This window comes from Shewanella sedimentimangrovi (assembly GCF_017354965.1).
In the GTDB taxonomy this organism is placed as follows: Bacteria; Pseudomonadota; Gammaproteobacteria; order Enterobacterales; family Shewanellaceae; genus Shewanella; species Shewanella cyperi.
Genome location: NZ_CP071502.1, coordinates 2,471,576 through 2,497,506, shown reverse-complemented (window position 1 = coordinate 2,497,506; position 25,931 = coordinate 2,471,576). Strand labels below are relative to the sequence as shown.

Genomic DNA, 25,931 nt, shown 5'->3' with positions numbered 1-25,931 from the left:
TGGATTCAGTTAATACAAAAATTGAGTTCTCAAACACTTCAATCAAGTGTTTTGGGTATTCTTCAAGGCGGGTCCATTTCCTACCCTGGAAATGAGACCAAGTAAAACCAGCTGGTCGCAACAGCTCAAGTGAAACTCATTTGGGTTGTATGGTTAAGCGACTAAGCGTATACGGTGGATGCCTTGGCAGTCAGAGGCGATGAAGGACGTAGTAACTTGCGAAAAGCGTTGGTGAGGTAGTAACAACCGTTATAGCCAGCGATGTCCGAATGGGGGAACCCGGCAGCATAAGCTGTCATCACTACATGAATACATAGTGTAGTGAGGCGAACGAGGGGAACTGAAACATCTAAGTACCCTTAGGAAAAGAAATCAACCGAGATTCCCTAAGTAGCGGCGAGCGAACGGGGATTAGCCCTTAAGTCTTTGGGGTGTTAGTGGAATGTGTTGGAAAGCACAACGGTACAGGGTGATAGTCCCGTACACGACAACTAACCAGAGATGAAAACGAGTAAGGCGGCACACGTGATATGTTGTCTGAACATGGGGGGACCATCCTCCAAGGCTAAATACTCCTGACTGACCGATAGTGAACCAGTACCGTGAGGGAAAGGCGAAAAGAACCCCTGTGAGGGGAGTGAAATAGAACCTGAAACCGTATACGTACAAGCAGTGGGAGCGGTTCTTGAGACCGTGACTGCGTACCTTTTGTATAATGGGTCAGCGACTTACATTTAGTAGCGAGGTTAAGCGAATAGCGGAGCCGTAGGGAAACCGAGTGTTAACTGCGCGTTTAGTTGCTAGGTGTAGACCCGAAACCCGGTGATCTAGCCATGGGCAGGTTGAAGGTTGAGTAACATCAACTGGAGGACCGAACCGACTAATGTTGAAAAATTAGCGGATGACTTGTGGCTGGGGGTGAAAGGCCAATCAAACCGGGAGATATCTGGTTCTCCTCGAAAGCTATTTAGGTAGCGCCTCGGACGAACACCTTTGGGGGTAGAGCACTGTTAAGGCTAGGGGGTCATCCCGACTTACCAACCCTTTGCAAACTCCGAATACCAAAGAGTGCTATCCGGGAGACAGACGGCGGGTGCTAACGTCCGTCGTCAAAAGGGAAACAACCCAGACCGTCAGCTAAGGTCCCAAAGTAATTGCTAAGTGGGAAACGATGTGGGAAGGCTTAGACAGCTAGGATGTTGGCTTAGAAGCAGCCATCATTTAAAGAAAGCGTAATAGCTCACTAGTCGAGTCGGCCTGCGCGGAAGATGTAACGGGGCTAAGCAATTCACCGAAGCTACGGGTGTGCACGATAACGTGTACGCGGTAGAGGAGCGTTCTGTAAGCCGTTGAAGGTGAAGGGGTAACCCACACTGGAGGTATCAGAAGTGCGAATGCTGACATGAGTAACGATAAAGGGGGTGAAAAACCCCCTCGCCGAAAGACCAAGGGTTCCTGTCCAACGTTAATCGGGGCAGGGTGAGTCGACCCCTAAGGCGAGGCCGAAAGGCGTAGTCGATGGGAAACGGGTTAATATTCCCGTACTTCTGCTAACTGCGATGGAGAGACGGAGAAGGCTAGGCCAGCACGGCGTTGGTTGTCCGTGTTTAAGGTGGTAGGTGGTGTGCTTAGGCAAATCCGGGCACACATACACCGAGAGCTGATGACGAGGTGCTACGGCACTGAAGTGGTTGATGCCAGGCTTCCAGGAAAATCTTCTAAGCTTCAGGTTAGCAGGAATCGTACCCCAAACCGACACAGGTGGTCGGGTAGAGAATACCAAGGCGCTTGAGAGAACTCGGCTGAAGGAACTAGGCAAAATGGTACCGTAACTTCGGGAGAAGGTACGCTGCTGTTGGTGGAGGGACTTGCTCCCCGAGCTGACGGCAGTCGCAGATACCAGGTGGCTGCAACTGTTTATCAAAAACACAGCACTGTGCAAACTCGCAAGAGGAAGTATACGGTGTGACGCCTGCCCGGTGCCGGAAGGTTAATTGATTGGGTTATCGCAAGAGAAGCTCATGATCGAAGCCCCGGTAAACGGCGGCCGTAACTATAACGGTCCTAAGGTAGCGAAATTCCTTGTCGGGTAAGTTCCGACCTGCACGAATGGCGTAATGATGGCCACGCTGTCTCCAGCCGAGACTCAGTGAAGTTGAAATTGCGGTGAAGATGCCGTATACCCGCGGCTAGACGGAAAGACCCCGTGAACCTTTACTATAGCTTGGCACTGAACATTGACCCTACATGTGTAGGATAGGTGGGAGACTTTGAAGCGGGAACGCCAGTTCTCGTGGAGTCGTCCTTGAAATACCACCCTTGTAGTGTTGATGTTCTAACCTGGGCCCCTAATCGGGGTTAGGGACAGTGCCTGGTGGGTAGTTTGACTGGGGCGGTCTCCTCCCAAAGAGTAACGGAGGAGCACGAAGGTTGGCTAAGTACGGTCGGACATCGTACGGTTAGTGCAATGGCATAAGCCAGCTTAACTGCGAGACAGACACGTCGAGCAGGTACGAAAGTAGGTCATAGTGATCCGGTGGTTCTGAATGGAAGGGCCATCGCTCAACGGATAAAAGGTACTCCGGGGATAACAGGCTGATACCGCCCAAGAGTTCATATCGACGGCGGTGTTTGGCACCTCGATGTCGGCTCATCACATCCTGGGGCTGAAGTCGGTCCCAAGGGTATGGCTGTTCGCCATTTAAAGTGGTACGCGAGCTGGGTTCAGAACGTCGTGAGACAGTTCGGTCCCTATCTGCCGTGGGCGTTGGATGATTGAGGGGAGTTGCTCCTAGTACGAGAGGACCGGAGTGAACGAACCGCTGGTGTTCGGGTTGTCATGCCAATGGCATTGCCCGGTAGCTACGTTCGGAATCGATAACCGCTGAAAGCATCTAAGCGGGAAGCGAGCCCCAAGATGAGTCATCCCTTGGACCTAGAGTCCACATAAGAGCCGTTCGAGACCAGGACGTTGATAGGTCAGGTGTGTAAGCGTTGTGAGGCGTTGAGCTAACTGATACTAATGACTCGAGAGGCTTAACCATACAACCCAGATGGGTTTTACTGAAAATGTTCTACTTTAAAAATGCTCCAAGCATTTAAAGTATTTCCTACATCCTTGTAGGTCACCACATTTTCCAGCACTTCCTCCTTCCCTGGAGGTCGTACGTAAGAATATCCAAACTTGATTGAAGTCGAGACTCAAGGCTCGTAAGAGCAGCAGCTTTCCAAATTTAGGAACGAATTTATCAAATACATCCTTGTATTTGACCCTAACGGGCCGCGCTAAAGCGCGTTTAAAATTTGTTCCATACAATTTTATGTCTGGTGACAATAGCATTGTGGTCCCACCTGATCCCATTCCGAACTCAGAAGTGAAACGCAATCGCGCCGATGGTAGTGTGGGGTCTCCCCATGTGAGAGTAGGTCATCGCCAGACGCCTAATAAATGAAAAATCCCCAGCACTTAGTGTTGGGGATTTTTTCATTTATCAGCCTGTGAAAGTCTGCGCTCACATGGGGAATGACTCAGTGCATGCAAAGCATGCATCCTTACCATGTGATAGTAGGGTGAAGCTGTTGCGCTTACTGACCTTTCCCCGAGATTAGTACCAATCCCTTGATGAGATTTTCCAGCTTATGCTGCCTGCTTGGCATACTCAACAGGCGGCGTGTAGTTCAATGAACTATGTGGGCGAACATGGTTGTAGTGTTCACGCCATAGTTCGATTTCGTATCTGGCTTCGTCTAAGGTTCTGAACCAGTGCTGGTTCAGACATTCGTTCCGGAATTTGCCATTCAGGCTTTCCACAAAGGCATTTTGCGTCGGCTTTCCTGGCTGGATAAAGGCCAGTGTGACGCCCGTTTCCTTACTCCAGAAGAACATTGCCTTGCTGGTAAATTCTGTCCCATTGTCGCAAGTAACCTTGTTTGGCTTGCCTCGCTCTTCCATCAACTGGTCCAAGAATCTGGCGACCTGCCTGCCACTGATGGCTACAGAGACTAATTGACCGACCATTTCCCGCGAATAATCATCCATGACATTCAGTACCCGAAAGCGCCGACCATTGCTGAGTTGGTCTGACACAAAGTCCATAGACCAACGTTGATTCGGTGCTGTCGGCACCTCCATCGGCTGCCTTGGCCGGGTTAGCTTCTTGCGCTTCTTCGTTCTGACCTGCAAGCCTTCCTCCGTGTAGAGCCGATAGGTTCGTTTGCGGTTTTTGACCCAGCCTTCGCCTCTGAGCAAACCATGCAGCATTAAATACCCATAGCGAGGATATTGCGTCGCCAGCGCCTTCAGCCGCTGTCTGAGCCCATTGTCAGCCTTTGTCCTGGGCTGATAGCGAAACGCGGTCCGGCTCAACCCAGCCAGCTTGCAGGCCACACGCTCACTGAGACTGAAACCTTCAATCAAGTGCTGGGCAACAGGCTTTTTTGCCGCTGGCGTTACCACTTTTTTGACAGCACATCCTTCATGGCTTCGACTTCCAGCATCTTGTCGGCCAGCATCTTTTTGAGCTTGTTGTTCTCGGCCTCCAACTCCCTCAGCCGCTTCGCTTCATTCACTTCGAGCCCGGCATACTTGCTGCGCCAGTTATAGAAAGTGCCCGTAGAAATGCCCATTTCACGGCAAATGTCATCGACCTTTGCCCCTGCCTCATGCTGTTTGATGGCCTTAATGATTTGTTCTTCGGTGTAGCGTTTCTTCATGTTGAGATCTCCATTGGCTCCAGTGTATTGGAAATCTCATCAATGTCATGGTCTTAAAGTTGGGGGAGAGGTCATTACCAAACGAAGTTTGGTGCGACAGCTGAACGCGGAGAGCTTGCTCGAAGCTGGCCATCGCCAGGCACCTGATTCTGGTTTCCCGTTGCAACTGAAAATCAAACCAATCCGAAAGAAATGTAAAAAGGCCAGCCAAGCGAGTGACCCTTTTGCTATTCTGTGAGGGTAACTCCAATAAGTCCCAGACCATGCACGCCGGCGATAATTCTGAGCCAGATCTGACCAGTAATTAATTCAGTAGCTTTGAATCTTTACGCTTTTCATTGACATATTATCGGGTAAACTAGCGGCATTTTTATTTCCGGCCCTTTGGCCACCTCAGTTTCAGGGAGGTTGTATGATCACTGCCTATGTATATGAGCACCGTCGCTTGACAGTAACCGAGCTCAGTGTCCATGACAACCTGCCTCCCAATACTCTGTGGCTGGATCTCTATAAGCCAGAAGATGATGAGCGCGAGTGGCTGGCCAGGTTTTCGGTGGAAGAGTTGCCCGATGAAGAGGACATCAACGAGATTGAGGCCTCGGCACGTTTTTACCAAAACAGCGACGGTTTGCACATTAACTCCCTTTTCCCGCAGCGCGTTGGCCAGGACGTGCGCGGTGTCAACGTGTCATTCAACCTGCGCACCAATTTCCTGTTGACCATCCGGGAAGATGATGTGGGCCTTATCCGCCTGTTGCGCAATTATTTGCGTCTCGGCCGGCTGGAGGTTTCCACGCCCCAGGAGCTATTTCTGGAGCTGTTCAATCTCAAGGTGGATTATCTGTCGGATCTTATCGAAGACGTTTATACCGTATTGGAAAATGTCGGAGAGGAAGTCTTTGCCAGTGAAGAGCTGGACGAAGTGTTCAAGCTCATCACCATGCAGGAAGATGCCAACGGTAAGGTGCGTCTGAGTTTGCTCGATACCCAGCGCTCACTTCGGTACATGCAGCGCTACTACCGTGGCCAACTATCCGACGAAAACCTGAAAGATTTGAGAGAGATGCTGTCGGATATCGAGTCGCTTATCCCCCATAGTCAGTTTATTTTCGACAAGCTTAACTTTTTGCTGGATGCCGCCATGGGTTTCAGCGGTTTGCAACAAAACAAGATCATCAAGATTTTCTCGCTTGCGGCAGTCGTTTTCCTGCCCCCAACCCTTATTGCCAGTATTTACGGAATGAACTTTGCCCGCATGCCTGAATTGTCCTGGCAATACGGCTATCCCATGGCAATTCTGATGATGCTGGCCAGTGCCGGTGGTACTTACTTCTTCTTTAAGCGTAAAGGCTGGCTCTGAATCCCACTGCAGCTCTGGTTATCAGGGTTTCTGCGCAGGCCGGCGAAAAGGAATGATCTTCGCGGTTTCCAGAAATTCTTCCGGTTCGTTGATGATGGTGGAGAGGGTATAGAGCTTACTGCGCATCATGCCCATGGCGACCACGCATCTGTGGTAGGGATTGTCGCAGCGCGCCAGTTGTTGTTCCAGATTGAATACCAGGCAGGTAAGTTGTTCCTGATTACCATCGGAGGCGGCAATGGCTTCCTGATTGAGCTGATGCTGTAATTGCTCAAGCCTGTCGGGCTCGTGGTCGGCGAGCCAGCGCAAGGTGTCAAAGTCAGGCAGTGGTGTCATCTTGCCTCCCCACCCGCATTGGATTGTCGGGTGCTCTTACTTCAAGCTAGCCAAGTGGCGTCGGGGTGGCAAGATTTGTTGTGACTAAAAAAGCAGCAGGGTTTCCCTTTGGGTTATAAGGCTCAAGACTTGGATTCAGAACCAAAGAAATAGCTGACCCTTTCCCTGGGATTGAGGTAATTAAATACCTTTTCCGGCAGTGCCGATGGTGGCAGGCAGCGTAAAATACTCAGTCCCTCGGCTTCGAGATCCACTATAGGCGCCTGATCCTTGGGCACCAGGGGGTCATAGACCATGATCCTCGGAAACAGCAGCTTGGACACGTTGACCGACATCACCATGCCATATTGTCCGCTGGACAGTTCCACTACGCTTCCCGGTGGGTAGATGCCGAGCATCTTGATAAGCATGCCCACGTATTCCTGATTCAGCTTGGTCCTGAAGTTTTTATACAGGTAACCCAAGGCAGCATAAGGGGTTTTGGCATGGGTCATCACATCCGGATGGCACAGGGAGTCATACTGGTTGATGGCGGCAACCAACTGGGCCATCTTATCAAGATCTTTTTCTTTAAGGCCCTTGGGGCTGCCACTGCCATCGAGAAACTCATGGTGCTGGGTAATGGCGGGCAGGGCGGCTTCGGGAAAGTTGTCCGCCAGCTTGATCATTTCCGCCCCGAATAGTGGATGTTGCTTGATAAAGTTAATCTCGGGCGTGGTCAGCGGGCCTTGTTTCTTGAGGATTTGCTGCGGCACCTTGAGCTTGCCTATGTCATGGAACAGAGCTCCCAGGCCTATGGCTTCAATCTCGCCCCGGCCCCAGCCCAGTTCCTTGGCAATCAACATGCACAGCACGGCGACGTTCAGGGAATGGAAATAGATGCCATCTTCCTTCTTGGCATCATTCATCAGATGCAGCACCAGGTTATCGCTTTCGAGCAACTGTTTGGTGATGTCCTGCACCAGATCCTTGGCATCATTGACCGCATTCAGCGGCCGACTGCGCAGCTTGTTAATCAGATTGCGCATCATGGAGATGGAGCGATTGAAACTCTGCTCCGTCTTGTGCAGCTCACGGCGCATTTTTTTCAGCTGCTCAATCTTTTCCAGCTTCTCCTTGTCCATGGCTTCCCTGAGGGAGTCCAGCTTGTGCAGCGGCTGCGGCTCCGGCAGGGTATCGGGTGGCAAAGGGGGCACGTCGCTGCGTTCCAAATCGACAAAAACGTGGTTGATGCCCAGATTACGGATAAGCTGGATCTGCGCCTCTTGTTTAAGGCGAAAACTGTTGAACAGAAATGGATGATCCTTCCAGGCGACCGGCAGACGGATGAAATTACCGACCTGTAGCTGGTTGACCGTGACTTTACAGCTTTTTTTCATATTATGTCAGTCAGTTAACTCTCTTGTTAGTTTAACTCAATCACCCGACTTTACAATTACTTAAGTCACGTGTCAGCATAGCAGGCTAAAAGAGCGACAGCAGCGAGCGAGAATGCTATGGATTTTATCGAAATCTATCCCAATGCGATACCGGATGATCTCTGTGATCGTCTGATTGCCACTTTTGAGTCCCACAAGGGGGTCACAGACGGTCACACGGGCAACGGCGTGGACAAGGAGAAGAAGCTCAGTCGTGATCTGATGCTTGATGCCCATGCCGATCTCCAGCCTATCCGCAATGAACTGCTGGGGTACACCCTTAAGGGGGCCACCGATTACTTCAATAAATACGCCATGGCATTAATGGGGGCCGTGGCTGTCACAGTGGCCGACGCCAATGGCCAGCCGGTCACACTCAATCCGGACAACTACGCCGAATTGGGTGCTCCCCGTGCCGAGGCTCTGGTGAAGTATCTTTACCGCAGCGGCACGGTCAATGTCCAGAAGTACCCACAAAAATTGGGTGGCTATCCACACTGGCATTCGGAACAGTTTCCTCAGCCGGGGCACAATGAGGCGTTGCACCGGGTGGTACTGTACATGTATTACCTCAATGATGTGGCCGAAGGCGGCGAAACCGAATTCTATTACCAGCAGCGCAAATTCAAGCCCACCAAGGGCACCCTGGTGATAGCCCCGGCGGGCTTTACCCATTCGCATCGGGGCAATATGCCGCTGAGCAATGATAAATATATCGCCACGTCCTGGATCATGTTCAACCGCGCCGAGCAATTGTACGGCCAGCCGCGCTGATTCAGACCGGGATCCGGATCCGGAACAGGGCGCCCTCAAGGGCCGACTCTTCTATCGTCAGGCTGCCGTTGTAACTTTCGACTATTTCATGGCACACGGCCAGCCCTATGCCCTGACCGGGACTTTGACTGTCGGCACGGACGCCGCGCTCAAGAATCTTATACCTCAGGCTTTCGGCCACACCCGGGCCATCGTCTTCCACCCTGAGTTCAAATTCACCCTCATCTGTGATTGCCGCCGTCACCCGAACCTGACTGATACAAAGCCTGAAGGCATTTTCCATCAGGTTGCCACACAGCTCCATCAAATCCCCCTTGTCACCGGGAAACAGGATCAGCGGTGGGATGTTGGCGCTAAATTTTACCGACTTGTCACGGTGGATCTTGTACAGCATCTGTGCCAGCTGTTCCACCAGAGGCGCGACCTGGGTCTGTTCCTGCTTCAGGCCTTTGCGGCCTAGCATGGCGCGCTTGAGCTGGTATTTCACCAGATGATCCATCTGGCTGACCTGCTCCATGATTTTTTCGTGGCTGCTTGTTTTATCGAGTGCTGAATCGTCGGTGATGGCATGCACAGCCGCCAGCCTGGTCTTTAGGCTGTGGGCCAGATCGTTCATGGCATTCTGATAGCGTTCCTGTTGGGATTTGGTTTGCAGCAACAACTGGTTGAGCGCCTGGGTGATACCTTCCACTTCCACCGGATAACCACCGGACAGGGAACTGGCCTTGCCATCGCTAATGGCTTGCAGCTCGGCCTGCATCCGCGTCAGAGGTCTCAACCCCCAGTAGGCGGCACTGACCAGCAAAAGCAGTGCCAACGCCAGTACCAATGCCAGACGCAAATAGGTGGTGCGCGCATATTTGCTGGATTCCAGCTCCAGCCGGGCGGCATCTTTCATCATCAGCAGGTTGTAATGAACGCCGCTGATCTCCACCGACAACAGATAGATAAAATAACCCCGCTCATCGGCCAGGGTCAGGTAGTAGGGGGGAGAGTCGCCGCGGATTTCATTGAAACGTTCGCAGGTGTCGAACAAACCCTTATCCACCGCCAGCGCCGAGGTCCACACCTGCTTGAACCTGTCATCGCAGGACACCACCACAAAGCCGCCGGGCTTTTTGTTTTCATCCAGCCAGGCTGAGGTGTCGGGGATCAGATCATGCTCCCTCAGCTCGGCCGCCACCTGGGGAATTTCTGCAATCAGTTGCGCGGTTTCCTCGTTGTAGCTGTTCTGGGCATGAAGCATGTTGACCATCCAGGCGAGGCCGAAGCCCACCAGAGTAATGATCGACAGCGAGGTCAGATACATGCGCGTCAACAGACGCTTTTTGGGTTTTAATTGCATGGCAGATTGAACTTATAACCCTGGCCACGGATGGTGACTATGGGGGTATCCATGCCTTCCTTGGTGAGCTTTTTACGCAAGCGGCTGACCATGACCTCTATGGTGTTGGGATCGCCTTCCTTGTCACCGTAAATCACATCCAGCAGACGCTGCTTGGCGACAACCTCGTGACAGTGGCGCATCAGGTATTCGAGGATCAGGTATTCAAAGGCCGTGACCTCCATGCGCTCGCCATTGAGTGTCACCTGTTTGGCGGCAAGATCCAGCTCCAGATCACCACTGCTTATCCTGGGTTTAACAAAGCCCGCGCTGCGGCGCACCAGGGCATCGAGCCGTGCCACCAACTCCTCTTTCTGGAATGGCTTGACCAGGTAGTCGTCGGCACCGGCATTGAGACCCTCGACCTTGTCCTGCCAATTGACCCGCGCGGTGAGGATAAGGATAGGCGCCTTCAGCCCTTCGTTGCGTAATTGGGTGATAAGGCTGATACCATCCCCATCGGGCAAGCCCAGATCCACTATGGCCACATCTATGGGATAGTTGGTTGCCTGATAAAAACCATCACCTGCGGTGCGGGCGACCTGGACCTGATTGCCAAGCTCTGTGAGTTGCACCTTGAGATGGTGGGACAGCAGGGGATCATCTTCAACGACAAGAATTCTCATACCGGGTTTCCTGAATCAAACTGGACCCAGTGTACGCAAGTCACTGGTCACTGTAAAAACTTTGCCGCATTCTACGGCAAAAATGCTTAACCCGGGCTGACATGGCTGCATTCAGCCCTTGTGCCAGTATTTTAATGCTTTAAAATGCCAAAAATTTTAGGAGTATGTCCCCATGAAACGTCTGTCGGCCCTGTTTGGTCTTTGCCTTTCCCTGCTTGCCCCAATGGCAAGTGCAACTACTTTTACCTTTACCGCCATTCCCGATGAAGATGAATCCGCGCTGCGCAGCCGTTTTGATAAGGTGGCCGCCTATCTTGAGACTCAGCTCGGGGTTGAGGTCAAGTATGTGCCGGTGAAATCCTATTCCGCGGCGGTGACGGCATTTCGCAACAACCAGGTGCAATTGGCCTGGTTCGGCGGCTTGTCCGGTGTACAGGCCCGTCGTTTGGTGCCTGGCTCAGAAGCCATAGCCCAGGGCTATGAAGATCAGTTCTTCAAGAGCTTTTTGATTGCCCACCACAGCACAGGCCTGGCCAAGGGTGACGGTTTCCCCGCAATTGAAGGCTATACCTTTACCTTCGGCTCCAAGGATTCCACTTCCGGCCGCCTGATGCCCCAGTTCTATGTGGAGCAGCACCTGGGCAAGAAACCCGAGGATCTGTTCAAGCGTGTGGGTTTCTCCGGTGATCACAGCCGTACCATAGCCCAGGTGGAAGCCGGCGTGTATCAGGTCGGTGCCGTGAACTACAAGGTGTGGGAATCCGCTGTGGCCCAGGGCAAGGTGGATACCAGCAAGGTTTCAGTCATCTGGGAAAGCCCTGAGTACCCTGACTACCAGTGGACCGCCCGCGCCGGTCTGGATGCCAGCTTCGGTGCCGGCTTCAAGGACAAGCTCACCAAGGCGCTGCTGGAGATGAAAGACCCGGATCTGCTGGCCAGCTTCCCGCGCCAGTCCTTTGTGCCCGCCACCAATCAGGATTATGAGCCGGTGGAAACCGTGGCCAAGGCCATAGGTCTGCTGGACTGAACATGCTGCATCTGCAACACCTGTCGCTCGGCTATCAGGGGCGACAGGTCTTTGGTTGTGACTCGCTCAGTTTCCATAGGGGAGAGCGGGTCGCCATTGTCGGTGCCTCGGGCGCCGGCAAGTCCACTTTGCTCGGTCATATCCATCAACAGCTCGCGGCCGAGGCAGCCCTCTGTGCCCAGGCCCAGGGTTTGGTGGATGGCCTGAGCGTGTTTCATAACGTGTATATGGGCGCCCTGGCCCGTCATCACTGGTCCTATAACCTTTTGAATCTGGCATGGCCCCTGGCCGGCCACAAAAGCGCTATCCGTGCCCTGTGTGATGAGCTGGAATTGGACTGTCCCCTGACCACTGCGGTGGGGCGACTGTCCGGCGGTCAAAGACAGAGGGTTGCGCTGGCGCGAGCCCTGTATCAGAACAAAGACATTTTTATTGGTGACGAACCCCTGTCGGCTCTGGATCCTCTGATGGCCCAGCGATTGCTGAGCCGTATACAGGCAAGGCACCACAGCACAATAATGGTGCTGCACAATAAGCAACAGGCACTGAATTATTTTGATCGTATTATCGGTATAGCCGAGGGCAGGGTGATACTCGACAGTCCCACCGCCAATCTGGATGCCTCGGCCCTGGACAGCTTCTACCTGGACACCGCGGCCGACGCCACATCATGAACAAGCAGTTGTTTGAGTCATCTTCCCAACCCCCTGGGTCCTGGACCTTTGCCGGTCGCTGGACCCGCTTGACCTTGGCCCTGTGGCTGCTGTCGGCGCTGGCGTTCCTGGTGGCCGACACCGAGGTTATCGCCCTTGAGCCCTGGAACGAACTGAGGCGCATGCTCGCTGGCCTGCTGGCGCCGGATTTTTTCGCCACCGAGCAGTTGCTTGATGCCCTGTGGCAAACGGTGAGTTTTGCCTTGCTCGGGGTGAGTGGCGGCTTGCTGCTGGGCTCGGGCTTGGCGCTGGTGTATCACCATCCCTTGATAGCCGCGGCTTGCGCCTTTGTGCGCGCCATACATGAGCTGTTCTGGGCCCTGCTATTTTTGCAGATTTTCGGCCTGTCGCCGCTCACCGGGGTGATGGCCTTGATCTTGCCCTACGCCGGCACATTCGCCCGGGTGTTCCACGATATGTTGTGCCGGGCGCCAAGAGTCACCGACAGTACCTTGCCGGCGGGCGTGGACGGCATCAGTCGCTACGTGTTCGGCAAGGTGGTGCACGTGCTGCCGGAAATGCGTGCTTATGTACGTTACCGCTTTGAGTGCGGACTGCGCAGCAGTGCCGTACTGGGTTTTATCGGTATGCCGACCCTGGGATTCCATCTGGAAAGCGCCTTCCGCCAGGGCCATTATCCGGAGGGGATGGCGCTGTTGCTGCTGTTTGTGCTGTTGATTGGCACTATTTCCCTGTGGTGCCGGCGCTGGTTGGTGCCGCTTTACCTGCTACTGGCCATCTATACGCTGCCGCCACTGGCCCAGGTTGATGGCAGTTTGCTATGGCGATTTGTCAGTCAGGATATCTGGCCCGCGAGTGTGCAACAGTGGCTGCTGGCGGGCGCATCCTTGAGTCAAGTGCCCGCCGCACTGTGGCAGACCTGCGACTGGCTCTGGCGCTTGCTGCAGCAACAGGCGTTGCCGGGCATAGGATCGACACTGGTGTTGGCTCTGGCGGCGTTGGGCATGACCCATGTGCTGGTGATGTTGCTGCTGCCCTGGGGACGGAAAACCCGTGAGCCAAGGCGCTGGGACAGGGTGCCAAGAGCGCTGCGCTGGCTGGGACTGCTGCTGATGCGCGCCATTCCCGAATACGTGTTTGCCTTTGTGTTTATGCTGCTGCTCGGCCCTTCCATGCTGCCGGCCATGCTGGCGCTGGCGCTGCATAACGGCGGCCTGATTGCTTTTTTAACCGCCAGGGCGGTGGACAGGGAAGGTAAAGCTTTGCCGGCCGGCCTTGACGGCTTCGGCTATCGGATCCTGCCGGTGATTTACCCTGGGTTTATGGCCTTGCTGTTTTACCGTTTTGAGGTCATTTTGCGTGAAACCGCTATTTTGGGCATGCTCGGCATTGCCACCCTGGGTTTCTATATCGACAGCAATTTTGCCGAAATCCGCTTTGCCGGCGCCCTGGTGCTGATGATTTGCACCGCGCTGCTCAACATTGGGGTCGATATTCTGGCCAGAAGGCTGCTGACGCCGGGCCGCAGCCTGCTACCGGAGCGCTGCTGAGGCGTCAGTCGTTTGCTTCCTGTGGTCTGAGGTTATCGAGGCCGAAGCTGGCCCACAGCGCCAGACTCATGTAGGTCATGACCGCTCCCATAATCAGCAACAAGCGCATCCAAGGTACACCGGCTGCCATGCGTAGCTGCACATAGTCGAAGGTACTCATACCCCACACCAGGATCAGCATGGACAAGAGTGCCAGTTGCAGCAGTCTCAAGGCCGGTTTTGGCCCAAAGCACAGCAAAGGCAGCAGGGCACAACCCAAGGTCAGTAAAAGATTGTCATATCGGAGGAAGTGAGCCCCGGTCAGGAGGCAGGCCAAGGCAATGATAAAGGTACGCCACCACATGATAATTTCCCTTTTGCTAATCCAGTTGAGGTCAGCATAGTCCCCTTGACGGGCACGTAAATGAAGCTGCATCACAGAATGGATTTTCCTGGGTGATCCGGATCGCGCTTTTGCCGTTTCGTTTACGGTTAGGGAAATTCACGGGTTGATCTGAAGCAGAATGCGGGCACCGGGCCCGCATCCGTGACTCAGAGGATCAGTTCAGTGCCTCACGCAGCTTGGCTTTTTGCTCCTCGGTCAGCTTGTTGTGTTTGAGCATATCCAGCAGCGCTTCGGTGACATCGTGATGTCTGACCTGGAATACCCGCCTGCCATCCTGTTTGTCACCGCGGATGATTTCCAGCTCCATGCCGTCTTCATCATCCCATTCCAATACCTCATGGGGCATATGAGCCTGTACCAGAAGTTCGATTTCATGGCCGCGCTCCTCCAATTCCCTGGCCTTGGATTCGACGCGTTGTTCAAACTCTTTGGTATGAAATTCAATGACCTTTTGTCTCTCTTCCATCTCGGCTTGCAAGGCGGCCAACCTTTTGTCGAACTCGGGGTCCATCCCCGGCATCTTGCCTTCGCCCATGCGTTTGAGCAGCTTGCCGACCTTTTGCCTTTGTTCATCGGGCAGGGCACCGAGCTTATTGTCTATGGTGGCGCTGTCCTTGAGTTCGTCGTCACTGAAGTCGGCTTCGGTGACATTGCCATCGACTACTACCCGCACGTGGGTTTTTTCTTCCTGACTCCCATCCGGGACCTGGCTGGGGGCGGCGCAGCTGGCCTGACTGAGTAACAGACCGGCACTGAGCAATGAGGCCAGTAATATGTTCAGGCGACCGGGGATATTGAACCTTGTATTCATTTGAGCTTTCCTTGTGTTGATAGATGGGTGTTGCTTGTATCGCCAGGTTATCCCTGGTGCTGCCATGGATAAGGCGCAAATCGTGCCAACTTTGTAACTGATTGAATTAGTGGGAATATGTCTTGTTAGCTTGGGGTGGCAACACAGCCTTATGCCGCAAATGGGCAGATACATTTCCCCAAATGAGTAAATCCCGCGGTTATCCCATGTTACAGGTCCAAAGCCTGCCCGGTGCTGCAATGGGATAACCCTTTATTATTCAGTGAATTGATTGCATGATAGTGGGAAACTGGCTGCCGACGCCTTGCTGGCACCTTAATTGAATAGTGCCGGTAAGCTGAGTAATTTTCCGGCCGCCCATGGCCTGCGAGAGGTTCCGATGTCTATTAAGCGTTACCTGTTTATCCTGTTTGCCACCCTCATCCTGATGCTGGGGCTTAGCCAGATGTTGCTCACCGGCTATGTCAAAGGCCAGCTGGATGAAGAGCTGCAGCAAAGTTCGTTGTCCTTGTCCAGACAGCTGGTCAGTGTGGTGGTTAACAGCGTGGACGATACCGAACCCTCGGCCGAAGAGGTGGCGGCATTTGAGGCCGAAGTGGAGTGGTTGGACAAATCCGCTGTGCCGGAGCCGGAGCCAATTGCCACCCACAATGAGAGGCAAAGGGTAGAGCTGGACAGACAAAGTGCAGATGAGGAAAAACAAAATGCTCTCCAGGAAAGAGAAAGTGCCGAACTGGACAAGGCCATAGCGACACTGGAGCAAACCCTGTCACAGTGGCAGGCAGACAGCGGCAAACAGCATGAGCTTCCCGCCCATATCAAGCAGGAGTTGCAGCGCCAGTATGAGCAATTGCAACAAGAGCGCGAGCATTTGCGCCATGCCCGCGAAGTCATGGGCCGCGAATACCGCCAGAAAGTCGAACGGGCCCTGGAAAACCTGGAGCTGGATACCCGTCAGTGGCTTGACCGGGGCCAGGTGCAATTGATTGAAAGCGGCACTATCCCGCAGATCCACAGGATAGATGTCAGCCAGGACGGCGCCACCTCGGCTCTGACCCGTTTCCGCGAATGGACCTTGCTGTTAATCCTGGTGTCCTGCGGCGTCGGCATTTTGCTGGCGTATTGGCTCAGTCACCATGTCAGTCGGCCCCTGTCCGAGCTGGCAAAGGGACACAAATTGCTGGGTGAGGGGCAATTGGGGGTACAACTTGAGCCCCGTGGGGTTGAGGAGCTTAAACAGATGCTGGCGGGCTTTAATGCCATGAGTGCCAAGCTGGCGGAGCTGAGCCGAAAGGAACAACAGATGCGCGGTCAGCAGCATCTGGTGGAATTGGGGGAAATCACCCGCGGCATAGCCCACAGCCTGCGCAATCCGCTGCACACCCTGGGGCTCCTATCCGAGTCGTTGGCGAGCCGGGAAGACGCCCGGGAGCGGGAGCGGCTGGCCGCGCAAATTCAGCAAAAAATTGCCATGATGGATAAGCATATACAATCCCTGCTGGTGCTGAGCGGCAGTGGCGTGTCCGGGCGCAACTGGGTGCCGTTGGCGGCCGTGGTGCAGGATATACTGCTGGAACTCTCGGTCAGTGGCCTGTCCCCACAAGTCAACGTCAGCGGCCGCGAGCTGGGGCTCCGGGTGCGCGGACTGGAGTCCGAGGTGCGCAGCATTCTCCATGCTGTGATGGTCAATGCCTGCGAGTCCTATGGGACTTTGGCGACCGACAAGCCGCTGCGTCTGGATGTGGCGCTGGAACAGGATGACAGCGAAATACGGGTGAGGGTGTGCGATTGGGGCGCCGGACTGCCGCCGGCCGTTCGCACTCAGTTGGGCCAGCCCCATATCAGCAGTAAACCCGAAGGCACGGGCATGGGCCTGTATATTGCCATGCGCTTGCTGGACAGCCATTACGGGGGCCGTTTGAGTTTCGAGGACAATCCCGAAGGCGGCACTCAAGTCACTGTGCATTTCGCCCGCACTGATGAACAAGCCGCTGCAGTCCAGGCCGACGCTCAGGCGGGGGAGATCAAATGAGCCGCGCCCCGGAGCAAGGAATAAATAAGGAGTGGCCATGGCCGATACGCTGAAAATCCTGGTGGTGGAAGATGAGCCCGGGCAAAGGGAACTGATAGTGGCCATGTTGGCCGAAGCGGGCCATAGCCTGAGCGCTGCCGGCAGTGTCGAAGAGGCGATTGTCGCCATCAAGGCCGACATGCCGGATCTGGTGTTCTCCGACTGGAAACTGGGGCAGCTGTCGGGCATGGATTTACTCAATTACGTCAAGCGCGAACACCCGGATCTGGGTTTTATCATTGCCACGGCCTACGGCACCATCAGCCATGCGGTGGACGCGGTCCAGGCCGGTGCCGATGATTACCTTACCAAGCCTTACCAGCGTCAGACCCTGCTGCTGGCCATCAACAAGGTTGCCAGGGCTCAGGCGCTCAAGCGCCAGAATCGTGAACTGTCCAGCGCCCTGTCGGAGCAGCGGGCCCTGGTGGGGCTGGTGGGCAAGGCGCCCTGCATGCAACAGGTGTTTGAGCGGCTGCGGCGCATCAGCGCCACCGATGCCACAGTGTTGATTGGCGGCGAAAGCGGTACCGGCAAGGAGCTGGCGGCCAGAGCTCTGCACCAGCTGTCGGCCCGGCAGCATGGGCCCTTTGTGGCCATCAACTGCGGTGCCATTCCCGAAAGTCTGGCGGAGGCCGAGCTGTTCGGGGCCGAGAAGGGGGCCTTCACCGGCGCCAACAGCCTCAAGCTGGGAAAGCTGGAAGCGGCCAATGGCGGTACAGTGTTTCTCGATGAAATCGGTGAGCTGCCCTTGCTGCAACAGACCAAGCTGCTGCGCTTTTTGCAGGAAGGGGTGATCACCCGCCTCGGCGCCCAGCAGGAAATGACCCTGGATGTGCGGGTCATAGCCGCCACCCACAGAAACCTGCAGCAGGAAGTGGCCGAGGGCCGTTTTCGGGAAGATCTCTTCTATCGTCTCAACGTGGTACCCATCCGCATGCCGCCGCTGCGGGAACGACGTGAGGACATAGGCCGGCTGATCGAGCACTTTTTGAAATTACACGCCCGCCAATACGGTTTTGACGCGCCCGTGCTCGACAAGAGTACCCTCAAGCAGTTGCTGGATTATGCCTGGCCCGGCAATGTGCGCGAGCTGTCCAATCGCATTGAGCGCTTTGTACTGCTGGGGGACGAAGAGGAACTCAGGGCCGAGACCCGCCCGGGGGCCGTTACGGTCAAGGGCGGCATGCAGCTGCCCGAGGAGGGGCTGGATTGGGATGCCTTTGAGCGCCAGTGTCTGGCGCAGGCAATGGCGCGCTTCGAGGGCAATCGCACCAAGGCGGCCAGGTGGCTCGGCATGAGCTACAAGGCCTTCCTTTACCGGCTGGAAAAGCACGGCCTGGTATGAATTAGGCCAGCAACCCCAGCAGCAGATTGCCGAGAATACCGACAGACACCAAGAGGAACAGGCCGCCGGTCAGGGCATCAATCGGCAGTTGCATCCGCTTGAGCCAGGCCTGAAATCCAGGCTTGGTCAAAAGCAGTGCCAACAGGCAGAACCAGGCCAGCGACAGCAGCAACAACAGCACCGCCGCGGCACTTTTGGTGGCCAAGTTGACCTGTGGGGTGATCAGGGCCGAAAACAAGGTCAGGAAAAACACCAGTGCCTTGGGATTGAGCAAATTGGTAGCCAGGCCCAGGGTGAAGCCCTTGAAGGGGCTGAGCGGCAGCGGGGCTGCCCGGGAAAACGCGCCATCGCTGCGGGCGCGCCACTGGGCCAGGGCACCGCGCAGGGCCCCCAATCCCATCCAGCCCAAATACGAGGCGCCGGCCAATTGCACCAGGCCAAAGAGCCAGGGGGAACTCTGGATGATCAGGCTAAGGCCGGTGAGGCTGGCTAGGGTGTGCAGCAGTATCGCCAGGCTGATCCCGGTGGCGGTCAGCAGGGCTACCCTGGGGGGATTGCTGCTGGCAACCCGCAGCACCATGGCGACATCGGGCCCGGGGCTCATCAGGGCCACGCTGTGAATAACCCCCAGAGTGGCAAGCAGCGACAGGTCCAGCATCTTGTTCTCCTACTATTGGTGATGGGCATTATGCACCCGGATTTCAGGCCTTTGGCTGTGGCTTGCCAACAAGGCTCAGTACAGGGCATTTTCCAGTTGCATCTGTGGCCCGATATGAAACAATTCAGTCCATCTTATAGGGTGGCCAAGGCGCTCGGCCAGCACTTTATTGCCGGGACCCTATGGCGATTTCAGACAAAGACAGTCAGCGGAGCACACAGTGAAAGGACAGATTCTGCGTGAGATGAAAGTACTCACCTCCATTACCCCCGACTTTGAGGTCCAGCGCCGGGTGGCCTTTATCAAGGCCAGGTTGAAAGCGGCCCACAGCAAGACTTTGGTGCTCGGGATCAGCGGCGGGGTGGACTCCTCGGTTGCCGGTCGCCTGTGCCAGTTGGCGGTCGATGAACTCAATGCCGAGCATGACAGCGGGGAATACCGTTTTATCGCTGTGCGCCTGCCATACCATATTCAGCAGGATGAACACGAAGCCCAGATGGCCTGCCAGTTTATCCGGCCCAGCAAGCTGGTGACAGTCAATGTCCACAGCGGCGTCGACGGCGTGCATTTTACCGCCCTGGCGGCCATGGAAGAAGCCGGCATAGCCCTGCCGGAAGACGCCAAGGTGGACTTCGTTAAAGGTAACGTCAAGGCCAGGATGCGCATGATAGCCCAGTATGAAATTGCCGGCCTCACCGGCGGCCTGGTGGTGGGTACTGACCACAGCGCCGAGAACATCACCGGCTTTTACACCAAGTGGGGTGATGGTGCCTGCGATCTGGCGCCGCTCTTTGGTCTCAACAAGCGTCAGGTGCGCCAGTTGGCCGCCTTCCTCGGTGCTCCCGAGGTGCTGGTGAAGAAAGCGCCGACAGCAGACCTGGAATGCAACAAGCCTGGGTTGGAGGACGAAGTGGCCCTGGGGCTGAGCTACGACCAGATTGATGACTTCCTCGAAGGCAAGGCCGTCAGTCAGGAGGTGGAGGACAAGCTGGTGGCCATTTATAAGGCGACCCAGCACAAGCGCCAGCCGATCCCGACCATTTACGATTGATATTTTTTACGGCTGATTTATAGAGACTTAACAACAAGGGGGCCCAAGGCCCCCTTTTCGTATGCCCGGGTTATATGCCCAGGGCCTCATCCTGGAATTCGCCGTTATCCGGCCCCTTCAATATGCTGCAGAATACCTTATTGCGGCCGGCGTTCTTGGCACGGTACAGATTGTCGTCGGCAAGCTTAATCCAGGGATCCAACTCTCCGGCGTAGCTGGCATTGGCCACCAGGGCCCCCATGCTGACACTGATGCTGAATTCACGGCCATCGCTGGGACTGATCATTGTGGTGTCCTTGAGCCTGGCGCGGAAGCTGTTGAGGTGATCTTCAATCTTGAGCGCATTGGTCATGGGCAGCAATAACAAAAACTCTTCACCGCCGTAGCGGGCCACCACGTCCGAATCACGTTTGAACTCCTGCCCGAGCAGGGCGGCCACCTGGCGCAGGCATTCGTCACCGGCAAGGTGACCATAGGTATCGTTGACCTTTTTAAACCAGTCGATGTCAAGAATGGCCACGGTAATGGCTTCGCCGCTGCGCTCACACATGGCTTGCAGGGTTTCGAATTGGGAAACGGCATAGTGGCGGTTGTATAGCCCGGTGAGACCGTCGCGTTCGGCCAGTCGCTGCAGTTCGGCGTTGGCCAGCTCCAGTTCACGGGTGCGTTCGGCGACCTTTTCTTCCAGCTCCAGCTGGTAACCCCGCAGTTGCTGCTGGCTGTGCCTGAGGCGGTTGAACAGGGACTGCACCTCTACTGTGACATTGCTGTCATTGAGTTGGTCCAGCTCGTCAAAGCGCCCAACATGGTTGGCAATTTGCTCCAGCGGCTCAGTCATCAGCCGGCTTATCCGCAGCGCCATCCACAGCGATGCCAGAATCGCCAACACCATCAGCAAACCGGTGCGCAGGTACTGCACCTCAGCCAGTTCCAGCAAAGGTTCAAAGGGTTGCAACACGTATACTTGCCAGCCAAATTTGGTGGCAGCAGTTTCGTAGATATATTCGGGGTGAGTGTTATCCGGCTCGCTGATATTCATCATGGGCAGGAAAATCCGGTATCCGTTGCCACTGGGCTTCAAGGGGTGTTCTGCGAGGGATTCAAGGCCCAGTTCGGGCGATGCATAGATGACCTTGCGCTGCTCATCGGTGATGACAATGAAATGTTTGCTCCCTTGGCTGCTTAACTTGTTCAGCTGACCAAAGCGGCCAAGATCCAGCGACCCTTCTATTATGCCCCTGGGCTTTAACCGATTTCCCGGCACAAAGAGGGGGGCACTGATGGCAACTATGGGATCGGTGCCAAAACCGCGCCCCAAAAACACCGGCGACAGATATTGGCGCTGGTTATAAAAGGCCTCGATAAAATAATGGCGGTCGGCCACGCTGTAATCGCCGGATTGGATCAGGGGATCGAGCAGCCGCGCCGCCGGACTGGCCGCCACTATGTGGGCCCTGTCATTGGTCAGCAACATGGTGAGGAATGCCGGATAGTGACGGTGCAGGCGGGTCAACATTTCCTGTTGTTGCTCGGGTTCAGGTACCTCCAGACTCAACCAATCCGCCGCCTGGGCTATGGCCGTCCTGTGTTCGGAAATGTAGTTGTCTGTGGCCTGCACCAGATATTGGGTTTTATTCTGCAGATTTTCATCTATCAGTGCCTGTTGGGCTTTGAGAAAGAACTCGTTGAAGGTCAGGGTACTGCCCATCAGCGTCAGGGTCAGGAACAGGGTAAACACATAGGCCAGGCGGTTACTGAAGCGTACACGTCGGGTGCCATGGACCCGGTTGCCCAAGGCTGCCAGTTTGGGAATGAAAATCAGCAGTATAGCGCCGAGACTGGTATAGAGCAGGCCATTGACCGCCTGCTTGCTGACCGCAAACAGCAAATGGGCGCTGGGCAGTTCGGTGGCCAGCAGGCCGTACAGGTAGATGAGTGGAATACCCAGCAGCAGCCAGTAGGCCAGATCCGCATGCAGGGCATAATGACCCCGGCGCCTCGCCAGCGCCAGCCACAGGCCCTCCAGCGGAAACAGCATGAACACATAGGGCTCCTGCCAGTGCCAGTAGAGCCCCAGGGTGCACAGCAGCGCCGTGATCAAAGCAAGGCCGGGAGCCAGGCACAGGGCTGCCAATACATACAGGGTATTGCCAAAAATCAGCTGCACTGCCGCAAACAGTGGCAGTGGGAACAGGTTCAGCAGCAGGCCCGTCAGGCCAAAGGCCACAGCCAGACCGAATTGGCGCAGCGAAATTCCGATATGTGGCACCCGGGCTTCCTTTGGTAAAACAATGATGTCGGCATTTCTATGCTAGCCGTGAGCGTGGGGCGGCACAAGTAAATAAATCGGTAATTCAGTGGCTTGGTTGAGCTAAAACTCGGGTGTTTGAGCGGGGGCTGTGCAGTTGGGGCGCAAGGGTGGAGGTATTTATTCACTGGCAAGCCGACCGGGAATCGACAAAGCTGCCAGGTTGCATGCATGAGGCGTTATACAAGCTGCTATCGCGATGAGCATGGCCGCCGCAGGCTTTGCCTTTCTCTCACACCCGATTCAAGCGCAACCCAAGCTAACTTGGTGTTACACAAGGAATATCCCTTAATCCGGACTACACTTGAGTAAAAGCGCAGCCAGGGAATTGCGCCCGTGAACACTGCATCTTTACCCATCTACCGTATCTCGGCCCTGACCAAAATCTATGGCGAGGGTGAGGCGGCGGTGCACGCGCTGCGGGGCGTCGACCTCGACATTCCCGGCGGTGAAATCCTGGTGTTGCTGGGACCATCCGGCAGCGGCAAGTCCACCTTGCTCAACATACTCGGTGGCCTCGACCGGCCGAGCGCTGGCGAGGCCTGCTTCAATGATACTTCCCTGGTCGCCATGGACGAGGCGGCGCTCACCGAATATCGCCGTCGCCACGTGGGCTTCGTGTTCCAGTTCTATAACCTGATGCCGGCGCTGACCGCCAGCGAAAACGTGGAGCTGGTCAGCGATATTGCCGACAACCCCATGACGCCGGAGGACGCCCTGGCGCTGGTGGGCCTGTCGGAGCGCGCCGAGCATTTTCCCAGTCAATTGTCCGGCGGCGAGCAGCAGCGTGTTGCCATCGCCCGGGCCATCGCCAAGCAGCCCACCGTATTGCTGTGCGATGAGCCCACCGGGGCGCTCGACAGCGTCACCGGCAGGTCCGTGCTCAAGGTGCTGCAGGAGATCAATCACCGTCTTGGCACCACGGTCATCATCATCACCCACGCGGCGGCCACACAAGCCATGGCAGACAGGGTGATCCGCTTCGGTGACGGTCGCATCCAGGAGGTGTTTGTCAATGACACCCAGCTCGATGCCGACCAACTGGTGTGGTAAGCGGCCATGAGTCCCCTCAATCGCAAGCTGCTCAGGGATCTGTGGCGCATTAAGGGCCAGGCGCTGGCCATCATGCTGGTTATCGCCCTGGGGGTCATGGTCATGGTGATGATGACCAGCCTTATCAACACCCTGGAGCAAACCCGCGATGCCTATTACGCCCGCTTCCGCTTTGCCGATGTGTTTGTGGATCTGGTGCGGGCACCCAAGGCGCTTGCCGAACGGGTGCGGGAACTTGAAGGTGTGGCCCGGGCGGAAACCCGCGTCAGCGGCGGCGCGCTCATCGACCTGCCGCAATTTGCCACCCCGGTCTATGGCCAGATGATTTCCCTGCCGGACTTCAGCGAGCCGGCACTCAACCGGCTGTATCTCAGTGGCGGGCGCTTGCCCGCGCCCCACAGCGGTGATGAGGTGTTGCTGCTCAAGGGCTTTGCCGATGCCTGGCATCTGCTGCCGGGTGACAGCCTGCCGGTCACCATCCGCGGCAAACGCCGGACGCTGCACGTGGTCGGTATCGCCCTGGCGCCCGAGTATGTTTACACCACGCCGCCGGGGGAACTGGCGCCGGACGATGGCCGTTTTGCCGTGCTGTGGATGCGCGAGAAGGCGCTGTCCCAGGCCCTTGAGCTGGAAGGGGCATTTAACCAACTTTTGGTGCGGCTCACCCCGGGCATGCGGGACGAGGGGGTGATCCTGGCGCTCAACACCCTGTTTGAACGCTACGGCGGCCGCGGCGCCTTTAACCGCGACAGCCATTTTTCCAACCGCTTTGTGCGGGACGAAATTGCTGGCCTGAAGACCTCGGCGGCAGCCGTGCCGCCGATATTTCTCGCGGTGGCGGCCTTTTTGCTGTTTATCGTGGTTTCCAGGATGCTGGCCGCCGAGCGCGAGCAAATCGGTCTGCTGAAGGCCTTTGGCTACAGCCGCATCCAGGTCACAATGCATTACGTCAAGTTTTTGCTGCTGATTGCCTGTGGCGGCGCGGCTTTGGGTTGCCTGTTCGGCATTTTGGAAGGCACCCGCATCAGCCATATGTATCAGCTTTACTTCAAGTTTCCGTTTCTGCTGTTTCAAACCGAACCCAAGGCCTTTGTTATCGCCGCCCTGGTCAGCATAGGCTCGGCTTTGGCCGGGGCGTCACTGGTGCTGTGGAAGGTGTTTGCCCTGATGCCCGCCGAGGCCATGCGCCCGCCGACGCCGCCCGATCACAGTCGCACCCTCGATCTGGGGGCCTGGCTCAAACACCGGCTCGATCCCGCCGCCAAGATGGTGCTGCGCAATTTGCTCAGGCGCCCGAAGCGCTACCTGAGTTCTGTGCTGGGCATTGCCGCCGGCATGGCCCTGTGTGTGGCCATGCTGAGTACCCTGAGCGGCTTCGATGGCGCCATAGACGACTATTTCAACCTGAACGATCGCAGCGATGTCACCGTCTCCTTTGTTGAGCCCGCGCCCTATGCTGCCCTGTTTGAGCTCGCCCATTTGCCCGGGGTGCTGGCGGTGGAGCCGGTGCGGCAATTGCCCGTGGTGTTCAGGGCCGGGCTCAGGGAATACCGCGGTGCTCTCACCGGGCTGGATAATAAGGGCCAGGGTGCCTTTTACCGGGCCTTGGATGCGGCGGGTGATCCCCTGTATATCCGTGACGAGGGGTTGGTGCTGGGCCAGTCCCTGGCCCGGGTGCTGGGGCTGGCCGCAGGTGACTCTGTCCGGGTGGAATTGACGTCCGAGGCCCGCCGGGAGCTGGTGCTGCCGGTTATCCGCATCGCCGATACCTTGCTGGGCGCACCTGCCTACCTGTCATTGAAAGGGATGGAAACCAAGCTGCGGGACAGGCAAAGGGTGAGTGGTGCCTTCTTGCGGGTCGATGCCCTTGAGGTTGATGCCCTGTATCGTCGCCTCAAGGCGATGCCGGCGGTGGCCGGTGTCAGTGTCAGAGCCCAGACCCGCGCGGCCTTCGAGCGCATGATGAACGAGGGCGCCGGCGCGGTGCGCTACATCATGGCCCTTATCGCCGCTATCATTAGTTTCGGTGTGGTCTACAACAGCGCCAGGATAAGTTTCGCCGAACACGTGCGCGAGCTTGCCTGCCTGCGGGTGCTGGGCTACAGCCGCGGCCAGGCCGCCTATGTGCTGCTGGGGGACATGGGCTTGGCAACCCTGCTGGCGCTACCGCTCGGCGCCTGGGGCGGATTTTATCTGACCAAGCTTATCGCCGTACGCTTCAGCACCGAGCTGTATACCATACGCGCCGTGGTCGATCCCCACAGCTACGGCATTGCGGCCCTGGCCGTGTTGCTGGCCGCGGGCTTTTCGGCCTGGGTGGTTCGGCGCGATCTCGACCGCACCGATCTGGTCATTGCCTTGAAAACCTGGGAGTGACTCTTGTTAAA

At 56.1% G+C, this 25,931-nt stretch carries 19 protein-coding genes and 2 rRNA genes; 12 read left to right on the top strand and 9 right to left on the bottom strand.

Annotated elements, in window-relative coordinates; genetic code table 11:
* Positions 1-151: 151 nt before the first annotated feature.
* Positions 152-3,044 (top strand): 23S ribosomal RNA (locus JYB85_RS10870).
* 279 nt (positions 3,045-3,323) lie between these two features.
* Positions 3,324-3,439: ribosomal RNA gene (gene rrf, locus JYB85_RS10865) — 5S ribosomal RNA — on the top strand.
* 198 nt (positions 3,440-3,637) lie between these two features.
* Here rrf and JYB85_RS10860 read toward each other — a convergent pair.
* Positions 3,638-4,713, bottom strand: a protein-coding gene (locus JYB85_RS10860) for an IS3 family transposase (protein WP_207379321.1) whose coding sequence is annotated in 2 segments (ribosomal slippage) — positions 3,638-4,464 and positions 4,464-4,713 — 1,077 coding nt in all. Because the reading frame shifts where the segments join, the coding sequence is not laid out codon by codon here.
* 412 nt (positions 4,714-5,125) lie between these two features.
* On the opposite strand from JYB85_RS10860, the gene corA reads away from it, so the two are divergent.
* Positions 5,126-6,073: a magnesium/cobalt transporter CorA gene (corA, locus tag JYB85_RS10855; protein ID WP_207379320.1), complete on the top strand. Its 948-nt coding sequence runs from the start codon at positions 5,126-5,128 to the stop codon at positions 6,071-6,073.
* 21 nt (positions 6,074-6,094) lie between these two features.
* Here the strand turns inward: corA and JYB85_RS10850 are convergent, their stop codons facing one another.
* Positions 6,095-6,409: a DUF3135 domain-containing protein gene (locus JYB85_RS10850; protein ID WP_207379319.1), complete on the bottom strand. Its 315-nt coding sequence runs from the start codon at positions 6,407-6,409 to the stop codon at positions 6,095-6,097.
* Between the two features lie 122 nt (positions 6,410-6,531).
* Positions 6,532-7,788 (bottom strand): HD-GYP domain-containing protein, encoded by a 1,257-nt coding sequence (locus JYB85_RS10845; RefSeq protein WP_207379318.1) that lies wholly within the window; start codon positions 7,786-7,788, stop codon positions 6,532-6,534.
* Positions 7,789-7,905: 117 nt separating this feature from the next.
* Here JYB85_RS10845 and JYB85_RS10840 point away from each other — a divergent pair, with 117 nt between their 5' ends.
* The gene (locus JYB85_RS10840; RefSeq protein ID WP_207379317.1) at positions 7,906-8,601 is read left to right on the top strand and encodes a 2OG-Fe(II) oxygenase; all 696 of its coding nucleotides are present in this window, start codon (positions 7,906-7,908) and stop codon (positions 8,599-8,601) included.
* A 1-nt stretch (position 8,602) separates the two neighbouring features.
* Here JYB85_RS10840 and JYB85_RS10835 read toward each other — a convergent pair whose 3' ends face one another.
* Positions 8,603-9,946 (bottom strand): ATP-binding protein, encoded by a 1,344-nt coding sequence (locus tag JYB85_RS10835; protein WP_207379316.1) that lies wholly within the window; start codon positions 9,944-9,946, stop codon positions 8,603-8,605.
* Complete coding sequence (locus JYB85_RS10830) at positions 9,937-10,611, bottom strand: response regulator (protein ID WP_207320049.1); 675 nt, start codon at positions 10,609-10,611, stop codon at positions 9,937-9,939. The genes JYB85_RS10835 and JYB85_RS10830 overlap by 10 nt, the downstream gene beginning before the upstream one ends.
* A 172-nt stretch (positions 10,612-10,783) precedes the next feature.
* Between JYB85_RS10830 and JYB85_RS10825 the strand changes: the two genes are divergently transcribed.
* The 3 genes from JYB85_RS10825 to JYB85_RS10815 are packed head-to-tail and all read left to right on the top strand — an operon-like array spanning position 10,784 to position 13,862.
* The gene (locus JYB85_RS10825) at positions 10,784-11,638 is read left to right on the top strand and encodes a putative selenate ABC transporter substrate-binding protein (RefSeq protein WP_207379315.1); all 855 of its coding nucleotides are present in this window, start codon (positions 10,784-10,786) and stop codon (positions 11,636-11,638) included.
* A gap of 2 nt (positions 11,639-11,640) precedes the next feature.
* Positions 11,641-12,312 carry an ATP-binding cassette domain-containing protein gene (locus tag JYB85_RS10820; protein WP_207379314.1) on the top strand — a complete coding sequence of 224 codons (672 nt, stop codon included), beginning with the start codon at positions 11,641-11,643 and terminating at the stop codon, positions 12,310-12,312.
* Positions 12,309-13,862 carry a PhnE/PtxC family ABC transporter permease gene (locus tag JYB85_RS10815; protein WP_207379313.1) on the top strand — a complete coding sequence of 518 codons (1,554 nt, stop codon included), beginning with the start codon at positions 12,309-12,311 and terminating at the stop codon, positions 13,860-13,862. The genes JYB85_RS10820 and JYB85_RS10815 overlap by 4 nt, the downstream gene beginning before the upstream one ends.
* Before the next feature lie 4 nt (positions 13,863-13,866).
* Here the strand turns inward: JYB85_RS10815 and JYB85_RS10810 are convergent, their stop codons facing one another.
* Together JYB85_RS10810 and JYB85_RS10805 are read right to left on the bottom strand one after the other, a co-directional pair.
* Positions 13,867-14,205 (bottom strand): hypothetical protein, encoded by a 339-nt coding sequence (locus tag JYB85_RS10810; protein WP_207379312.1) that lies wholly within the window; start codon positions 14,203-14,205, stop codon positions 13,867-13,869.
* 196 nt (positions 14,206-14,401) lie between these two features.
* On the bottom strand, positions 14,402-15,058 hold the full coding sequence (locus JYB85_RS10805; RefSeq protein ID WP_207379311.1) for a hypothetical protein: 657 nt from the start codon (positions 15,056-15,058) through the stop codon (positions 14,402-14,404).
* Positions 15,059-15,437: 379 nt separating this feature from the next.
* On the opposite strand from JYB85_RS10805, the gene JYB85_RS10800 reads away from it, so the two are divergent.
* The gene (locus JYB85_RS10800; RefSeq protein WP_207379310.1) at positions 15,438-17,090 is read left to right on the top strand and encodes a sensor histidine kinase; all 1,653 of its coding nucleotides are present in this window, start codon (positions 15,438-15,440) and stop codon (positions 17,088-17,090) included.
* A 37-nt stretch (positions 17,091-17,127) separates the two neighbouring features.
* Positions 17,128-18,474 (top strand): sigma-54-dependent transcriptional regulator, encoded by a 1,347-nt coding sequence (locus JYB85_RS10795; protein WP_207379309.1) that lies wholly within the window; start codon positions 17,128-17,130, stop codon positions 18,472-18,474.
* 1 nt (position 18,475) lies between these two features.
* On the opposite strand, the gene JYB85_RS10790 is transcribed toward JYB85_RS10795, so the two are convergent.
* Positions 18,476-19,129, bottom strand: a complete 654-nt coding sequence (locus JYB85_RS10790; RefSeq protein ID WP_207382040.1) for a LysE family transporter — start codon at positions 19,127-19,129, stop codon at positions 18,476-18,478.
* 223 nt (positions 19,130-19,352) lie between these two features.
* Between JYB85_RS10790 and nadE the strand changes: the two genes are divergently transcribed.
* Positions 19,353-20,183, top strand: a complete 831-nt coding sequence (nadE, locus tag JYB85_RS10785) for an ammonia-dependent NAD(+) synthetase (protein WP_207379308.1) — start codon at positions 19,353-19,355, stop codon at positions 20,181-20,183.
* 70 nt (positions 20,184-20,253) lie between these two features.
* Here the strand turns inward: nadE and JYB85_RS10780 are convergent, their stop codons facing one another.
* The gene (locus tag JYB85_RS10780; protein ID WP_207379307.1) at positions 20,254-22,452 is read right to left on the bottom strand and encodes a sensor domain-containing diguanylate cyclase; all 2,199 of its coding nucleotides are present in this window, start codon (positions 22,450-22,452) and stop codon (positions 20,254-20,256) included.
* 375 nt (positions 22,453-22,827) lie between these two features.
* Here JYB85_RS10780 and JYB85_RS10775 point away from each other — a divergent pair, with 375 nt between their 5' ends.
* Positions 22,828-23,544 carry an ABC transporter ATP-binding protein gene (locus JYB85_RS10775; RefSeq protein ID WP_228730082.1) on the top strand — a complete coding sequence of 239 codons (717 nt, stop codon included), beginning with the start codon at positions 22,828-22,830 and terminating at the stop codon, positions 23,542-23,544.
* Positions 23,545-23,550: 6 nt separating this feature from the next.
* On the top strand, positions 23,551-25,920 hold the full coding sequence (locus JYB85_RS10770) for an ABC transporter permease (RefSeq protein WP_207379306.1): 2,370 nt from the start codon (positions 23,551-23,553) through the stop codon (positions 25,918-25,920).
* Positions 25,921-25,931: the final 11 nt, after the last annotated feature.

Excerpts from the sequence above, each read along its gene's own strand:
- corA (WP_207379320.1), top strand. The coding sequence starts at position 5,126 with ATGATCACTGCCTATGTATATGAGCACCGTCGCTTGACAGTAACCGAG.
- JYB85_RS10850 (WP_207379319.1), bottom strand. The coding sequence starts at position 6,409 with ATGACACCACTGCCTGACTTTGACACCTTGCGCTGGCTCGCCGACCAC.
- JYB85_RS10845 (WP_207379318.1), bottom strand. The coding sequence starts at position 7,788 with ATGAAAAAAAGCTGTAAAGTCACGGTCAACCAGCTACAGGTCGGTAAT.
- JYB85_RS10840 (WP_207379317.1), top strand. The coding sequence starts at position 7,906 with ATGGATTTTATCGAAATCTATCCCAATGCGATACCGGATGATCTCTGT.
- JYB85_RS10835 (WP_207379316.1), bottom strand. The coding sequence starts at position 9,946 with ATGCAATTAAAACCCAAAAAGCGTCTGTTGACGCGCATGTATCTGACC.
- JYB85_RS10830 (WP_207320049.1), bottom strand. The coding sequence starts at position 10,611 with ATGAGAATTCTTGTCGTTGAAGATGATCCCCTGCTGTCCCACCATCTC.
- JYB85_RS10825 (WP_207379315.1), top strand. The coding sequence starts at position 10,784 with ATGAAACGTCTGTCGGCCCTGTTTGGTCTTTGCCTTTCCCTGCTTGCC.
- JYB85_RS10820 (WP_207379314.1), top strand. The coding sequence starts at position 11,641 with ATGCTGCATCTGCAACACCTGTCGCTCGGCTATCAGGGGCGACAGGTC.
- JYB85_RS10815 (WP_207379313.1), top strand. The coding sequence starts at position 12,309 with ATGAACAAGCAGTTGTTTGAGTCATCTTCCCAACCCCCTGGGTCCTGG.
- JYB85_RS10810 (WP_207379312.1), bottom strand. The coding sequence starts at position 14,205 with ATGTGGTGGCGTACCTTTATCATTGCCTTGGCCTGCCTCCTGACCGGG.
- JYB85_RS10805 (WP_207379311.1), bottom strand. The coding sequence starts at position 15,058 with ATGAATACAAGGTTCAATATCCCCGGTCGCCTGAACATATTACTGGCC.
- JYB85_RS10800 (WP_207379310.1), top strand. The coding sequence starts at position 15,438 with ATGTCTATTAAGCGTTACCTGTTTATCCTGTTTGCCACCCTCATCCTG.
- JYB85_RS10795 (WP_207379309.1), top strand. The coding sequence starts at position 17,128 with ATGGCCGATACGCTGAAAATCCTGGTGGTGGAAGATGAGCCCGGGCAA.
- JYB85_RS10770 (WP_207379306.1), top strand. The coding sequence starts at position 23,551 with ATGAGTCCCCTCAATCGCAAGCTGCTCAGGGATCTGTGGCGCATTAAG.